Source organism: Xanthomonas hortorum (assembly GCF_040279205.1).
GTDB classification, from domain to species: domain Bacteria; phylum Pseudomonadota; class Gammaproteobacteria; order Xanthomonadales; family Xanthomonadaceae; genus Xanthomonas; species Xanthomonas hortorum_F.
This window is the reverse complement of the sequence record NZ_JBEOLS010000009.1, coordinates 65,014-80,569: the sequence shown is the minus strand read 5'-3', so window position 1 is coordinate 80,569 and position 15,556 is coordinate 65,014. Positions and strand designations below refer to the sequence as shown.

Genomic DNA, 15,556 nt, shown 5'->3' with positions numbered 1-15,556 from the left:
GGATACCGCCACCCCGAGCGAGGTCACGACGATGAAACGGCATTGGATTCTTGCGATCAGCCTGACGTTGCTGCTGGGCGCCTGTCAGCGGCCGCAACCTGCGCCCACCGAGCAGAAGCCCGAGCCGCAGGCCACCGCCCTGCGCGACCACATCCAGGAACCGTTGAACAAGGCGCACGCAGTGCAGGCGGCAAGCGATCAGGCCGCAGACGATCAACGCAAGGCGATCGACGCGGCCACGCAGTAACCGAAGCCTGCTGGCTGAAGCACGCGCGTTTTTTGTCGACGCAGCAACTGCGCGTGCGCGCCTGCGATTGAGCGCAAGGCGATCACTGCATCTGCGCGCACGGCAAACACGCGTGAGGTTGCTCGACCGATGGCTGATTGCCTGTGATCGTGGCGCCGTGCGTTCTGCCATTTTTGCGCTGTTGGCGCGCCCGCATTGCTGCATCGCCTGAGTGCAGATACAACAACGCCGGCACAAGGCCGGCGTTGTTGATCCATCATGTTGCGAACCTGCCGCGTCAGAAGCCGCAGAAGCAATACGCCAGGGACTTGACCGGGGTGCCGCCTGCCTTGCTATCGTGCACGGCGTCTTCGACAAAGCGCAACTGCGTGTCCACTTCCGGCAGCGAGCGCGCCAGCAGTGCGCGCGCCATGCCCGAATCGCCCAGCATCCAGGCGCCCATGCGGCTGCCAGCAAATCCGCTCATGAACTGCGAGAACGGCGTCGCCGGCTTTTCCACATAGCGCACGCGGAACTTGCCGCGGCTCAACTTGGCGCGGTCGGCCGCGTCGGCCACCGCTTCGGACATGCCACCGAACGCGTCCACCAGGCCATGCTGCTTGGCCTGCGCACCGCTCCACACGCGGCCGCGTGCGACCTTGTCGATGGCGTCCACAGACTGATGCCGCGCCTGCGCCACCTTGCCGGTGAAGTCGGCGTAGCCCTTGTTGATCACCGCCTGGATCACCTGGCCGGCGGCTGGGTCCAGCGGACGGGTGATGTCGAAGGCGCCGGCAAAGCGCGTGGTGCCCACGCCGTCGGTATGCACGCCGATCTTGTCCAGCGCGCGGGTCAGGTTGGGCACCATGCCGAAGATGCCGATCGAGCCACTGATGGTCGACGGGTCGGCATAGATGCGATCGGCGTTCATGCTGATCCAGTAACCGCCCGAGGCGGCCAGATCGCCCATCGACACCACCACCGGCTTGCCGGCCTGCTTGAGCGCGACCACCTCGCGACGGATCTGCTCGGAGGCGAACACTTCGCCGCCGGGCGAATCCACGCGCAGCACCACCGCCTTGACCTCGTCGTCGTCGCGCGCCTGGCGCAGCAACGCGGCAGTGGACTCGCCACCGATGCGACCGGCCGGCTGCTCGCCACCGCTGATCTCGCCAGCGGCCACCACCACGGCCACCTGCGGACGGCTGTCCATCGGCGAGCGCTGCGCCTGCAACTGGCTCAGATAATCGTTGAAACCGATGTTGCGAAAGCCGCTGTCGGCATCGCTGTCGGCCACGCCGCGCTTGGTCAGCAGCGCATCGACGTCCTCGCGGGTCTTGAGCCCGTCGACCAGCTTCTGCTGCAGCGCGAACTTGGCCAGGTCGCCACCGGCGGCGGTCACGCCTTCGGGCAGCGTATCGATGCCGGCGGTCAGCTGCGCCGGGCTCAGCTTGCGCGCGGTACCGACGTCGGCCAGGTAGCGCTGCCACACGTCGTTCATCCAGAACAGATCCGCTTCCTTGGCATCGGCCGAGGCCGCGTCGAGGATGTACGGCTCGGCGGCGGACTTGTACTCGCCCACGCGGAACAGATGCACGTCCACGCCCAGCTTGTCCTGCAGGCCTTCGCGGAAGTACTGGCGATAGCGGCCAAGACCTTCCAGCAGCACGCTGCCCATCGGGTCGAGATAGACCTCGTTGGCCTGCGCGGCCAGCAGGTACTGGCCCTGGCTCATGCTCTCGCTGAAGGCGACGATCTGCTTGCCGGAGGCGCGCAGCTTCTGCAACGCCGCGGCCACTTCGCGCTGCGAAGCGAAACCGGAGGGCTGAAACTTGTCCAGGTTCAACAGCACCCGTTCGATCTTGCGATCCTTGCCGGCCGCCTCGATCACCCGCACCAGGTCGCGCAGCTGCACCTCTTCGGCGCTCTTGTCGCCGACTGCCTTGGCCAGCGAACGGCTCACCGGGTCGGCGCTGAACTGCTCGACCAGGGTGCCTTCCGGGTTGATCACCAGCGTGGTGCGCTCGGCCAGCGGCTTGGTGCCGTCGCCACGCGCGATCGCCACTACAAACAGCAGCAGGATCAGGAACAAAAAGCCGAAAAACGCCAGGTTGAAGATCAGGCGCCGGGTGAAATTCATCACATCCCACAGGCCAACGAAGAAACTGGCGATGGGATTGCGACGCACGGGGTGGTTCATGGAAAACTCCGTCGAAATGACGCTGCATGCAAGTAATGCTGCCCAGCATACCGGCTGCGCGGCACGCACGGCATGCGCTGGAAGTCAGGGGGTCGCGTCGGCAGTCAGGCGCCGGCTGGTCTGGCGGAAACGCAGTCCCATCAGGATCGACGCCACGGTCAGGCCCAGGATCAGGCCGATCCACATGCCTTGCGGGCCCCAGCCAAGTCCCAGGCCGAGCCCGGCACCGATCGGCATGCCCACGCCCCAATACGAGAACATCGCCAGGAACATCGGCACACGGGTGTCCTTGAGCCCACGCAGCGCGCCGCTGGAGAGCACCTGGATGCCGTCGGGAAACTGGAAAGTAGCTGCGTACAGCAGCAGCACCGAGGCCAGCGCCGCCACCGCCACATCGTCGGTATAGACACTCACGATGGCGTCGTGGCCCAGCAACAGCACGCTGGCCGACAACGCCTGGGTGCCCAGCACGATGGCGTAGCCGGCCCAGGCCGCACGCCGCATGCCGAGCGGATCGCCACGCCCCACCGCATGCCCGACCCGCACGGTGGTGGCCTCGGCCACGCCCATCGGGATCATGAAGCACAGCTGCGCAACGTTGATCGCAATCTGGTGCGCCGCCGCTTCGGTGGAGCCGAGCCGGCCGATCAGCAAGGCGGTGACGATGAACAGCCCGCCTTCCATCAACACGGTAATGCCGATCGGCAGACCGGTGCGCAGCAGATCGCCGATGGCGCGCCAGCGCGGCCCTTCGAGGTGATTGAACAATTCCAGATGCGCGAAGCGGCGCGAGCGCCACAGATACAGCGCAAACGCGAGTGCCTGCACCCACATGGTGATCGCCGAGGCCATGCCCAGGCCTTGCGCACCGTGCTCGGCAAAACCGAATTTGCCGTAGGTCAGCGCATAGCCCAGCGGCGCCAGCACCAGCAAGCCACCAAAGCCCAGCAACATGGTCGGCAGCGTCCAGTGCATGCCCTCGCTGAGATAGCGCATGCAGAAGTAGAACGTCAGCGCCGGCCCGCCCCAGCGCACCGCATGCAGGAAGTCGGTCGCCCCCGGCACGATGTCCGGCGCAATGCCGAAGGTGGGCAGCAGCGGCGGTACCGCGCTCAGGAAGGCGAACATCACCGCGCCCAGGCCTAGCGACAACCACAACGCCTGGCGGAACAACGGGCCGATCTCGCGCTCGCGGCCGGCACCGACCAGTTGCGAGACCGAAGCGGTCAACGAGATCAGCGTGCCGATCGGCACCAGCATCGGCAGCCACAACAGCGAGGTGCCGATGGTGACCGCGGCCAACGTGGCGGTGCCGTGGTGGCCGGCGATGACGTTGTCGACAAAGCCAATGAGGCCGGTAGAGACGTGGCCGAGCACCAGCGGCAGCGCGAGCAGGCCGGTGGTACGCACTTCCGCAGCGAAGCCTGGCGTCGCGGACGTGGGTGCAGAAGAAACAGACATGACAAACCGATCGCTGCGCAGACTACGGCCGTGCCGGGAGGCGCTGGCACCGGGTTGCGCGGGGCCGACATCTTACCCGCACTGTGCGACGTGGGTCAGTCAGCCTCCCATGCGCCAGCGGCGCGTGGACGCGTGACGATGCGTTGAGGGTTTCGACAGCGATGGTTTCGACATCAGCGCGCCAGCTGCCGCTTCAACCATGCATTGCGCGTTGCAGGCGCCTCGGCCAGCAAGGCATCGCGCAGGGCATCGCGCTCCTGCGGCGGGGTGCGTTGTGCCAGCAATGCCAACTGCTCCAGTTGCCCGGCATCCAGGCTGCGCAACACGCTCAAGAGCGCGTCGCGCTGTGCCGGCGGTACGTAGCCGATCAACGGCTGCAACGGGGAATAGAACGCGCCCAGCTGCGAGCCCAGGCGCCAGCCATCGCGATGCAGGCGATCCATCACGGTGAACTGCGTGCGCAGTGCGCGCTGCTGGTCTTCGGGCAAGGCATGCAGACGCTCGCGTGCCTGCCGCAGCACCACCCGGTCGGTGGCGGTGAGCCCTTTCCACGCGGCATAGCGGGCGCGCAGCTCGGCCTGCTGTGCAGGCGTCAAGGCGTCCCAGCGCGCGCGTTGCTGTGCGGCGCTCGGGGTCGCGGAAGTTGGAGTCGCGGGCGTCGCGGCGACGGGCGTTGGGGCGCCGGCCGGCGCGGCAGCGCTGCCTTCTTCCAGGGGCGCCGGCAGGGCTTGCGCACCGGCCAGACCGGCGGCGGCGAACAACAGCAGGCCGCACCACTTAATTCTCGTCATCGACGGTCTCCATCGGGGCGGCAGGCGGCTCGGCGGCGGTGGCATGGGCGCCGGATTCGTCGGCCGGCACCGGATGGCCGGCCGCATACCAGGCGTAGAAATCCGCCGAGCGCGCCAGTTCCAGATCCGGGTCGGCCAGCATCGCCTGGTCGCGCGGGTCCATGCCGGGGGTTGCCGCTGCGTCAGGCAGGTCGGCGGCGGGAAGTTCTTCCACCAGCACCGGTGCGGCGTCGGTGACATGCAACACGCCGGCCGGCGCCTGCGAGACCGGCTCGGGGGGCAGTGCGGGCCGGCGATGGGTCCACCACCAGCCCAGCACCGCGAGCAACAGTGCCAACGCCAGCACCGCAAGCACGATGCCGGCGTGGCGGCGCGAGATCCGCGGCCAATGCCACTGACGGGCGGGGCGCACACGTGGCGCCGCCGGACGACGCGGCTCGGCAGCGGCGACCACGGGCGCTACCGCCGCCGGTTGCAGCGGCATGCCGGCCAGGGCCAAATCGCGGAGTTGCCCCAGTCGACTCACCTGGGCCGGGGTGAGTTCGCGCAACTCCTGCTGCGCCGCCTCGGCCAGCACCCGCCAGGCCTGCGCGTCCGGATTGCCGGCCGCATCGCGCGGGCAGGCGCGGGCCAGCGATTGCCGATACGCCGCCACGTCGATGCCCTGTACCTCGCTGGCGGGCTCTTCTTCCAGCCCGGCCACGATGCGCAGCAGCAGCGCCAGCCGGTCGGCGGTCTGCATCCGCCCCAGCGCGGTGAACGGGGGCAGCCAGGTGCCCGGCATCGGCTCGCGCCGCAACGGCGGGGCAGCTGCCAACAGGCTCCAGAAGCGCATCGGCCAGCCGGCCATCGGGCGTCCTGCCGCCTGGCTGCTGAAGGCACGTAACGCCGCAGCCAGGGCCCGCTCGGCCGCCGCCACATCGCCGCATTGCAGTTGCGCGAGCACCAGACCCCGGCGTTCGACACCGCGCAGGAAGGCTGACAGCGCAGCGGGGGTGACAGGGGCGTCGGGGACTACGGTCATGAGAACTCCAGCATCGGCCGGCATGATACCGACGCAACTGGCCCCCGCCGATGGCTTGACAGATCGAGACGACCTTGCTCCGCCCTCACCTTGGCCGCGACCGCCACCCGTGCGGGTTGTGCACAGCGGCAGACATACCGATACGCAAACGTCTGTCAACTGTTGATTTTTCTTTGTTGCAATCGTGTTTCACGCCTAAAGTATTGATATTGATAGACTTATCTGTGTTGGCTAAAAAATGTCCAAGAGGTTGCAGAGGCTAGTGAATCCGCCTTCAACGCGTGGAGCACGAGACTAATTCACAGGTTTATCCACAGGCAGTGTGGATAAACCGGTTTCCTTAACCCTCACATAGGTTTACGTCGTATTTATCACTTCCGTCACAGAAACGCGCCATAAGCCAAGGTGCCGATTTGGGGCGATCTGATACCCGACTGCCGGCCTCCGGACAGGGTCGGTAGACTGACCGGATGTCTTCGACCGTCGCCACCCTGCGCGTCGCCTTGCCGGTGCCGCTGCCGCAATTGTTCGACTATCTGCCCCCGGCCGATGCCCCGCTGACCGATCCGGCGCGGGTCGGCTGCCGGGTGCGGGTGCCGTTCGGGCCACGCGAGCTGGTCGGGGTGGTGGTGGAGATCGGGCAGCTGGCCTCGGCCGAGGGGCTGCGCCCGGCATTGGCCTGGTGTGACGACGCCCCGCTACTGGTCGAGGAGCTGGCCCGCTCGCTGCACTGGCTGGCGCGCTACACCCACGCCCCGCTTGGCGAAACCCAGGCCAGCGCGCTGCCCGGCCCGTTACGCCGTGGCGAACCGCTGGCCGATACCCATGCCTGGGCCTGGCAGCTGACCGAGACCGGGCGCACCGGCGCTGCCGGTCTGCGCGCAGGCAGCCGCCCAGCCTTGCTCGCAGCCCTGCTGCTCACCGGTGCGGTGGGCGAAGAACAGTTGGACCCGTTGCTGCCGCAATGGCGCGAGGCCGCGCGCAGTCTGGCCAAGCGCGACTATGTCGAGCGCGTGGCGGTGCCCGCCGACGCCATCCCGCCGCGCCCCGGCACTGGCCCGCAGCTCAACGACGAGCAACAGGCCGCCGCCGCCGCCATCCGCGCGCACACCGGCTTTGCCACCTATCTGCTCGATGGCGTCACCGGCAGCGGCAAGACCGAGGTCTATCTGCAGGCGATCGCCGATTGCCTTGCAGCCGGACGCCAGGCGCTGGTGCTGGTGCCGGAAATCGGCCTGACCCCGCAGACGCTGGGACGCTTCCGTGCCCGCCTCGGCGTACCCGTACATGCGCTGCACTCGGGCCTGTCCGATGGCGAACGCGCCCGCGTGTGGGCGGCCGCCTGGCGTAGCGAGGCCAAACTGATCGTCGGCACCCGCTCGGCGATCTTCATTCCGCTGCCCAAGGCCGGCCTGATCGTGGTCGATGAAGAACACGACGGCAGCTATAAGCAACAGGACGGCATCCGCTACCACGCGCGCGACTTCGCGCTGGTGCGCGGCAAGGCGCTGGATGTGCCGGTAATTCTGGGCAGCGCCACGCCGTCGCTGGAAAGCCTGCACAACGCCTATTCCGGCCGCTACCAGCATCTGCGCCTGTCGCGCCGGGCCGGCGAAGCGCGCCCGCCGCGCGTGCGCGTGCTCGATGTGCGCAAGCGACCGCTGAAAGACGGGCTGTCGCCGGAAGTGCTGGCCGGCATCGGCGCCACCCTGGCGCGTGGCGAGCAGGTGCTGGTGTTCAAGAACCGCCGTGGCTATGCGCCGGTGCTGCTGTGCCACGACTGCGGCTGGACCGCCGCCTGCCAGCGCTGTAGCACGCCGCTGCATCAGACCCCGATGACCGTGCACGCCGGCGGACGCCGCCTGCAATGCCACCACTGCGGCGCGCGCCAATCCGCACCGCTGGCCTGCCCGGCCTGCGCCAGTCTGGCGCTGCAGCCGCAAGGCATCGGCACCGAGCGGCTGGAAGAACGCCTGACCGAAGCGTTCCCGGAGTTTCCGGTGGTGCGTATCGATCGCAGCACCACCCAGCGCCGCGATGCCCTGGAAACCCAACTCGCCCGGCTCGGTACTGAAGCCGGCATTCTGGTCGGCACCCAGATCCTGGCCAAGGGCCACGACCTGCCACGGCTGACCATGGTGGTGGTGGTCGGCATCGACGAAGGCCTGTTTTCGGCCGATTTCCGTGCCGCCGAAAAACTCTCCCAGCAGCTGATCCAGGTGGCAGGACGCGCCGGGCGTGCAGACCGCCCTGGCGAGGTCTGGTTACAGACCCATCACCCCGAACACCCGCTGCTGCAGACCCTGGTCAACGGCGGTTATCACGCCTTTGCCGATGCCGAACTGCAACAGCGCGAGGCCGCTGGATTTCCACCCTTCGCGCATCTGGCGCTGTTCCGCGCGGAGGCCAAGGATGTGGCGGCCGCCAATCAGTTTTTGATGGCAGTGCGTGGCCTGACCACGGCAGACACCACGACGCAATCGCCCGCGTTTACCGCAGTGGAATGCTACGGCCCGATGCCCGCACCGATGCCGCGCCGCGCCGGTTTCCAGCGCACGCAGCTGTTGTTGTCTGCGCAACAGCGCTCGGCCCTGCACCGTTTGCTCGATGCGCAACTGCCGGCCATCTACGCATTGCCGCAGGCGCGCCGCGTGCGCTGGTCGCTGGATGTGGACCCGATTGATCTGTATTAGTGCAGGGCATGTCGCACACGCGGCTGCAGCCAGACTCACGTTTTGCGCGGTCTGCTCACATTTTGTAGGAGCGCGCCTGAGCGCGACGAGGCGTTCCCGGCAATGCCATCGCGCACAGGTGCGCTTCTACAAAAACGCGACGCTACCAGGCCGTGTGGTGTGCGAGGCACACACCTTTGCAGCAGCGCGTTGAAGCCGTCGGCGCGTAGCGTGTGCGCTTTCAATGAAGCACACTGGCCTGCGCTGAGACTCGCAGCTCACGTCAGCGCCGTCATCACCCCACGCTGGTACGCAGGCCGCGCGCGCAAGCGCTGATACCACGCCTGCAGGTGCGGCAACTCGGGTCGGTCGATCGGCATTTCGAACCAGGCGTAGATAAAGCTGCCGAGCGGAATATCGCCCATCGCGAACTGTTCGCCAGACAGATACGGCTGTTGCGCCAATACCGCATCGGCGCGTGCAAGCAGTTCGCCTGAGCGCATCAAAGCAGCGGCGATGCGTGCGTGATCGCGCTCGGCCTCGGGGGTGCGCAGCACGCCCCAGAACAGATCGCGAAACACGCCTGCAAATGTCGAGGTGGTCCAGTCCATCCAGCGATCGCCCAGTGCGCGTTCGGCCGGCGATTGCGGATACAGGGCCGGCGCATAACGCGCGGCCAGATAACGCACGATCGCGTTGGACTCCCACAGCACCAATTCGCCATCCTGCAGCGTCGGCACCACCCCGTTCGGATTCAACGCGCGATACGCGGGCGTGTCGTTACCACCGAAAGCGCCGCCCACTTCGATCGATGTGTAGGGCACTGCGGCTTCTTCGGCACACCACAACACCTTGCGCACATTGCTGGAATTGCGGCGCCCCCATAACGTGATCGTTGGTGTCTGCGCGGTGGGCTGCGTTGCAGCGGGTGCCAGGGTCATTTCCCTGCCGCCGGCTTGGACGTCGCGCGCGCCGTAGGCTTCGCAACCGAGGCTTGCGCCGATCCAGCAGCAGAGGGCTGCGCAGCCTTCGCCCGCCCGCCTTTGGGTGCATCGCGTAGCCACAGCGCCTGCTCGTCCTGCTTGATCTCGAACAAGCCGATCGCGCGCACCAGATCGCTGAGCTTGCGGTAGCCGTAGTTGCGCGGATCGAACGAGGCCTGGTTGGCCACCTGCTTACCCACCGCACTCAGCAGCGCCCAGCCATCGTCTTCGCGCGCACTGTCGATCGCGTTGCGCAGCATCTGCACCAGACGCGTATCGCTGCGCAGCGCCGTGGCGTCCTTGCGCCCGGCAGCGGTGTCGCCGGCTGCTGCCGCCTGCTCGCCCAGCGCTTCGACGTAGGTGAACTTGGAGCAGGCGTTGACGAACGGCGCCGGGGTTTTCTTCTCGCCGAAGCCGTACACCTTCATGCCATCGGTGAGCAGACGCATCACCAGCGGGGTGAAATCCGCATCGCTGGAGACGATGGCAAACCCATCCAGATTGCGCGCGTACAACAGGTCCATCGCATCGATCACCATCGCCATGTCCGAGGCGTTTTTGCCCGAGCTGTAGGCGAATTGCTGGATCGGCCGGATCGCATAATCGTGCAACGCCGCTTCCCAGTTTTTCAGGTGCGGGCTCTTCCAGTTGCCGTAGGCGCGGCGCACATTGGCTACGCCATAACGCGCCACTTCGGCCAGCACCACGTCGATCTTGCCGGCCGGCGCGTTGTCGGCATCGATCAGCAAGGCGATGCGTTTGTCGGGGTTGTCGATCATGCTCATTGCTCCCAGGAATCGGCAGGGTCGGTGTCGGTATTTTCAGCAGTTGCGCCCGGCAACGCGTATTTGCTGCCATCGCGCATGATGAGCGTCCCGTTGGTCAGCGTCTCGCTTTCTGCCCCGGCGCTGACCCAGGTGGCATGCACCCGCCCCGCGCCACGATCGCCTTCCACATTGAAGACAAAATCATCGCCGCCCGGCGCAAGACCGGTGCGATACAGATCCACCCGCATCGTGTAGATCTGGCCGATCCGCTCCTGCACCACCGCATCGTCCTGCAGCGCGGTGCGCGCCTGATCGGCGAACAGCGACCAGCCGGTGACGATCAACCAGCCAAGCGCCCCGAGCACCAGCATGCCGAACAGCATCGCGCAGGCTGCCAGGCCGATCAGGCCGATCGCGACCCCGCTGAGCCGCTTTCGGACGGGACGCACTGCCGGCGCGGACGGCGCTGCGGCAGACGTGGAGGAGGGAAACGGCGATTGCGGCGGAGGTGACAACGGCGGCAAGGGCGGTGGCAGCAACGACATGCGGTGACCGGATCGATGGGATGCGACATGATGCCGCAGGCAGGCCGAATTCAGGCGTCATGTTCAGTGCAAATGCGGCATGCTGATGAGCCCGCGTCGCATTCCATCGGACTCTACGATGACTTCTCCTCCCTCCCAAGCTCCACTGCATCTGGTCGTGGTTGGTGGCGGTTTTGCCGGCTTATGGGCGACCCGCGCGCTCGACGATCCCGGCATCCGCATCACCCTGATCGACCGCCAGAACCATCACCTGTTCCAGCCGCTGCTGTATCAGGTCGCCACCGCCGGCCTGTCGGCACCGGATATCGCCGCGCCGCTGCGCCACATCCTGCGCGAGCAGCGCAATGTCGAAGTGCTGCTTGGCGATGTGGCCGAAATTGCTCCAACCCGTCGCGAAGTGGTGCTCGCCGATGGCAACACGCTCGGCTACGACATGCTGCTGCTGGCCACCGGCGCCACCCATGCCTACTTCGGCAACGACCAGTGGGCCGAACATGCGCCAGGCCTGAAAACGCTGTACGACGCGCTGGTGCTGCGGCGCAAATTGCTGCTGGCCTTCGAGCGTGCCGAAGCCGAATCCGACCCCGCCGCACGCGCCGCCTGGCTCAGCTTTGCGGTGGTCGGCGGCGGTCCGACCGGCGTGGAACTGGCCGGCACGCTGGCCGAAATCGCCCGCCACACGCTCAAGGACGAGTTCCGCCATATCGATCCGCAGCAGGCGCGCGTGCGTCTGGTCGAAGCCGGCCCGCGCGTGCTGCCCTCGTTCCCGGAAGATCTCACCGACAAGGCGCGCAAGCAGCTGGAACGCTTGGGCGTGGAAGTGCACACCGGTACGCCGGTGACGCATATTGACGCGCTCGGCTATCAACTCGGCGACACCTTCGTGCCCGCGCGCACCGTCGTCTGGGCCGCCGGCGTGGCCGCCTCGCCGCTGGCGCGCACGCTGGGCGTGCCGCTGGATCGCGCCGGTCGCGTGCTGGTACAGCCGGACCTGAGCGTGCCCGGCCATCCGGAAATCTTCGTCGGCGGCGATCTGGCCTCGGTACAGCAGGACGGCCGCCCGGTGCCGGGCGTGGCGCCGGCGGCCAAGCAGATGGGCAAGCACATCGCCAAGGCGATCCGCGCGCGCCATCGCGGCCAGGCCACGCCGGCCTTCCGTTATCAGGACTACGGCAATCTGGCCACCATCGGCCGCATGGCCGCCATCGTGCATGTAGGCAAGCTCAAGCTCTCCGGCATTGTCGCCTGGTGGTTCTGGCTGGCCGCGCACGTGTACTTCCTGATCGGCTTCCGCAACCGCTTCGTGGTGCTGGTGAACTGGGCAATGGCGTACTGGAGCTACCAGCGCGCCGCACGCATCATCTTCGGCGGCGCAACCGACGACCCGCCGCCCAACAGCAAGGACGGATGACAGTGCGACGGGCGGTGCGCGATGCTGTGCCGCCCGTTCCTACTGCGGCGCCGTGACCACTCTCCTGTTCCTGCTGGATCTGCTCGGCACCTTCGTGTTCGCTCTCAGCGGCGCCACCGTGGCGGTGCGCAACCGTCTGGATCTGTTCGGCGTGTTGGTGCTGTCGTGCGCGGCCGCAGTCTCCGGCGGCATCGTGCGCGATGTACTGATTGGCGCCACCCCGCCGGCTGCGTTGGTGCATCCGCAGTATCTGCTCATCGCCTGCCTGGCCGGGGTGGCCGGTTTCCGCTGGCATGCCGCGGTGGAACGGCTGCGCAACCCGGTGCAACTCTTCGACGCAGCCGGGCTGGCCTTGTTTGCGGTCTACGGCACCAGCAAGGCGCTGGACTATCAGCTCAGCCCGCTCAGCGCGACCTTGCTCGGCATGCTCAGCGGCATCGGCGGCGGCATCGCGCGCGATCTGCTGGTAGCGCGCACGCCGGTGGTATTGCAAGCAGAGCTATATGCAGTGGCCGCACTCGCAGGAGGCGGCCTGGTCGCGATCGGGCATGTACTCGACGTACCGCAAGCCTGGTCGCTGGCGACCGGTGCAGGCCTGTGTTTCGGCCTGCGCTTCATGGCCATCCGCTATGGCTGGCATCTACCGGTGGCGCGTCTGCCGGAATAGCTGTCGTCGGCAAAAGCGATAATGCCGGGCGCATCATCCGGACGGTTCGTCAGCTTCTTGAAGGACATAACTGCACACCTGCAACGCAAACGGCCCGGAAAACCGGGCCGTTTTTTTGCAACCTGACGCGCGTGATCGAACCGATCAGGCGACGAACAGTGCCTTCATCTTCTTCAGCGCGTTCGCCTCGATCTGGCGGATACGCTCGGCCGACACACCGTACTCGTCGGCCAGCTCCTGCAAGGTCACCTTGGAATCGGAATCCAGCCAGCGACGCTTGACGATGTCGCGCGAACGCGTATCCAGACCGGACAGCCCTTCACGCAACAGCTGCAGCTGGTTGTCTTCGCTGTCGTGACGCTCGTAGGCCTGCGACGGGTCTTCCTCGTTGGCGACCAGGTAGCTCACCGGCGACGGCGGGCCGTGATCGTCGTCCTCATCGGACGAGGCATCGAAGCCGATATCGCGACCGGACAGACGCGACTCCATCTCCATCACTTCGCGCTCGGAGACGTTCAGGTCCTTGGCGACCGCAGTCACTTCGGAGGCATTGAGCCAACCCAAGCGGGTCTTGGACTTGCGCAGATTGAAGAACAGCTTGCGCTGCGCCTTGGTCGTGGCGACCTTGACGATGCGCCAGTTCTTCAGGATGAACTCGTGCATTTCGGCACGGATCCAGTGCACTGCGAAGCTGACCAGGCGCACACCCATTTCCGGGTCGAAGCGCTTGACCGCCTTCATCAGGCCGATGTTGCCTTCCTGGATCAGGTCGCCCAGCGGCAGGCCGTAGCCGTTGTAGCCGCGGGCCACGTGAACCACGAAGCGCAGGTGGGAATGGACCAGTTCGCGTGCGGCGTCCAGATCCAGCTCGTCGCGGAAACGACGGGCAAGATTCTGTTCCTCATCGACCGACAGCACCGGGATCTGGTGCACGGCACCGATGTAGGCGTCCAGCGAACCGAGCGCACTGGGAATCGGGAGATTGTTTGCCACAAGGGCAGTCGAGGTAGTCTGGTTCATAGGCACCATCTTAGCAGTCGAACTATTGGACTGCCGGGTACAGAAAGAGTTCCCAGCGTTCCATTTATAGGACGTTCGGGCTTCTGGCATCGCCGTCGTTCCACGGCGCAGCTCCCCGACTTTGAGCACCTACGCTACCACCGCCGCCCTGCGCAGACCGTGACAAAGACGCCGCGAAACGGGCCGGCGCCGGTACCGTTCAGCCGCTGGCCGAAGTGGTATCCAACGCGTTGCGCGGTGGTAGCGACCAGTCGATCGGGCCGAGCCCGCGCCGTTGCAGATGGTCGTTGGTCTTGGAGAAATGCTGGCAGCCCAGAAAGCCGCGATGCGCCGACAACGGCGAGGGATGCGGGGCCTTGAACACGCGATGGCGCGCCTGGTCGATGACCTTGCCCTTGGACTGCGCATAACTGCCCCACAGCAGGAACACCAGGCCTTCGCGCTCGCGGTTGAGCGTTTCCACGACGTGATCGGTAAAGCCTTCCCAGCCCTTGTTCTGGTGCGCGCCGGCACGCCCCTGCTCCACCGTCAGCACCGCATTGAGCAGCAGCACGCCCTGGCGCGCCCACGGCATCAGATAGCCGTGGTCCGGCCGTGCGATGCCCAGGTCGTCCTGAATCTCTTTGTAGATGTTGAGCAGCGACGGCGGCACCGGCACGCCGGGCAGCACCGAAAAGCACAGCCCATGCGCCTGGCCTTCGCCGTGATACGGGTCCTGGCCCAGGATCACCACCTTGACCTGCTCGAACGGGGTGGCATCGAAAGCGGCAAAGATCTGCGGGCCGGGCGGAAACACCCGCGCACCGGCCGCCTTGCGCTGACGCAGGAAGGCGGACAGTTCCTGCATTTCCGGGCGCAGCAACCAATCGCCCACGCGCGCCTTCCACGACGGTTCCAGCTGGATACGTGCTTCTACTTCGGCCACATCTAACATCTCAGTCATAGCGTGACAGCCTGATCCTCAAGCCGTGCCAGGCGCAGCTGGAACAACACCTTGGTCACCAGCAGACGCTCTTCAATGGGTTTTTGCACAAGATCGTTGGCGCCGGCGCGCAGCAGCTCGGACTGGTTGCGCGGGTTGGTGTCGCCGGTCATCACCAGCACCGGCAGGCGGCGCTTGCCGTAGGCGAAATCGATGCGGATGCGCTCGACCACGTCGCGGCCGTTGAGCTCGCCTTTCAGGGTTACATCGGTCAGCACCACGTCGATGCGGCGCTCGGTGCGGCCCAGCGATTCGGCGGTGAGCAGCGCGAAGGCGTCTTCGGCGGTGAGCACATGGATGACCTTCAGGCTCTGGCGCTCGAGCATGCGCTTGGTCGCCTCGGCCACCACGCGGCTGTCTTCGATGTACAGCACGGTCGCGCCGACGATCGGCTCGGGCTGCACGTAGCCGCGGATGAAGGTCGCCAGGGCTTCGTGGCCCAGCGCCTTGTCGAAATAATCGGTGACGTATTCGGTGAAGCGGCGCTCCACCAGATGCTGCTGCGCATCGCCGGAGACCACGATCACCGGCACATAGGCCTGGCCGGCCGCTTCGCGCACGCTGCGCGCCAGGGTCAGGCCATCGCCGTCGGGCAGCGACAGCGAGGTGGTGACCAGATCCACCGTACCGGCTTCCAGCGCCTGACGCGCCTCGGCAATGCTGGAGCAGCCGATCACCTGCACATTCGGCAGGTCGCGGGTCAGCACATCGGCAATCAGCTTGCGCACCAGCTTCGAGCCATCGACCACCATCACGCGCGGCGCGTCGCTGATCAGGTGTTTGAGATCTGGTGGATGCATGGCAGGC

Annotated in this window: 14 protein-coding genes; 4 read left to right on the top strand and 10 right to left on the bottom strand. The window is 66.5% G+C overall.

Annotated elements, in window-relative coordinates:
- Window positions 1–31: 31 nt before the first annotated feature.
- On the top strand, window positions 32–247 hold the full coding sequence (locus ABS769_RS06105) for a hypothetical protein (RefSeq protein WP_016903674.1): 216 nt from the start codon (window positions 32–34) through the stop codon (window positions 245–247).
- A 277-nt stretch (window positions 248–524) separates the two neighbouring features.
- On the opposite strand, the gene sppA is transcribed toward ABS769_RS06105, so the two are convergent.
- The 4 genes from sppA to ABS769_RS06085 form a co-directional block, all read right to left on the bottom strand.
- Window positions 525–2,426: a signal peptide peptidase SppA gene (sppA, locus tag ABS769_RS06100; protein ID WP_317061713.1), complete on the bottom strand. Its 1,902-nt coding sequence runs from the start codon at window positions 2,424–2,426 to the stop codon at window positions 525–527.
- Between the two features lie 84 nt (window positions 2,427–2,510).
- The gene (locus ABS769_RS06095) at window positions 2,511–3,887 is read right to left on the bottom strand and encodes an MATE family efflux transporter (RefSeq protein ID WP_268212946.1); all 1,377 of its coding nucleotides are present in this window, start codon (window positions 3,885–3,887) and stop codon (window positions 2,511–2,513) included.
- A 173-nt stretch (window positions 3,888–4,060) separates the two neighbouring features.
- Window positions 4,061–4,678, bottom strand: coding sequence for a DUF3106 domain-containing protein (locus ABS769_RS06090; RefSeq protein WP_317061712.1), 618 nt, complete (start codon window positions 4,676–4,678; stop codon window positions 4,061–4,063).
- Window positions 4,665–5,702, bottom strand: coding sequence for a hypothetical protein (locus ABS769_RS06085; RefSeq protein WP_317061711.1), 1,038 nt, complete (start codon window positions 5,700–5,702; stop codon window positions 4,665–4,667). Before ABS769_RS06085 ends, ABS769_RS06090 begins: the two co-directional genes overlap by 14 nt.
- Before the next feature lie 470 nt (window positions 5,703–6,172).
- Here ABS769_RS06085 and ABS769_RS06080 point away from each other — a divergent pair, with 470 nt between their 5' ends.
- Window positions 6,173–8,395 carry a primosomal protein N' gene (locus ABS769_RS06080; RefSeq protein ID WP_317061709.1) on the top strand — a complete coding sequence of 741 codons (2,223 nt, stop codon included), beginning with the start codon at window positions 6,173–6,175 and terminating at the stop codon, window positions 8,393–8,395.
- A 257-nt stretch (window positions 8,396–8,652) separates the two neighbouring features.
- Here ABS769_RS06080 and ABS769_RS06075 read toward each other — a convergent pair whose 3' ends face one another.
- From ABS769_RS06075 to ABS769_RS06065, 3 genes are read right to left on the bottom strand one after another with little or no spacing between them, the layout of a single operon-like run.
- On the bottom strand, window positions 8,653–9,315 hold the full coding sequence (locus ABS769_RS06075) for a glutathione S-transferase family protein (protein WP_317061707.1): 663 nt from the start codon (window positions 9,313–9,315) through the stop codon (window positions 8,653–8,655).
- Window positions 9,312–10,142 carry an NYN domain-containing protein gene (locus ABS769_RS06070; protein WP_317061705.1) on the bottom strand — a complete coding sequence of 277 codons (831 nt, stop codon included), beginning with the start codon at window positions 10,140–10,142 and terminating at the stop codon, window positions 9,312–9,314. Before ABS769_RS06070 ends, ABS769_RS06075 begins: the two co-directional genes overlap by 4 nt.
- Window positions 10,139–10,669 (bottom strand): hypothetical protein, encoded by a 531-nt coding sequence (locus ABS769_RS06065; protein WP_317061703.1) that lies wholly within the window; start codon window positions 10,667–10,669, stop codon window positions 10,139–10,141. The genes ABS769_RS06070 and ABS769_RS06065 overlap by 4 nt, the downstream gene beginning before the upstream one ends.
- Before the next feature lie 118 nt (window positions 10,670–10,787).
- Here ABS769_RS06065 and ABS769_RS06060 point away from each other — a divergent pair, with 118 nt between their 5' ends.
- Entirely contained in the window at window positions 10,788–12,080 is a 1,293-nt protein-coding gene (locus ABS769_RS06060) for an NAD(P)/FAD-dependent oxidoreductase (RefSeq protein WP_317061702.1), read from the top strand.
- A gap of 52 nt (window positions 12,081–12,132) precedes the next feature.
- Window positions 12,133–12,747: a trimeric intracellular cation channel family protein gene (locus ABS769_RS06055; RefSeq protein WP_317061701.1), complete on the top strand. Its 615-nt coding sequence runs from the start codon at window positions 12,133–12,135 to the stop codon at window positions 12,745–12,747.
- Between the two features lie 144 nt (window positions 12,748–12,891).
- On the opposite strand, the gene rpoH is transcribed toward ABS769_RS06055, so the two are convergent.
- The 3 genes from rpoH to ABS769_RS06040 form a co-directional block, all read right to left on the bottom strand.
- Window positions 12,892–13,767 carry an RNA polymerase sigma factor RpoH gene (gene rpoH / locus ABS769_RS06050; protein WP_006453141.1) on the bottom strand — a complete coding sequence of 292 codons (876 nt, stop codon included), beginning with the start codon at window positions 13,765–13,767 and terminating at the stop codon, window positions 12,892–12,894.
- Window positions 13,768–13,966: 199 nt separating this feature from the next.
- Window positions 13,967–14,692 carry a uracil-DNA glycosylase gene (gene ung, locus ABS769_RS06045; protein WP_317061741.1) on the bottom strand — a complete coding sequence of 242 codons (726 nt, stop codon included), beginning with the start codon at window positions 14,690–14,692 and terminating at the stop codon, window positions 13,967–13,969.
- A 14-nt stretch (window positions 14,693–14,706) separates the two neighbouring features.
- Window positions 14,707–15,549: a response regulator gene (locus ABS769_RS06040; RefSeq protein ID WP_006453139.1), complete on the bottom strand. Its 843-nt coding sequence runs from the start codon at window positions 15,547–15,549 to the stop codon at window positions 14,707–14,709.
- Window positions 15,550–15,556 lie beyond the last annotated feature (7 nt).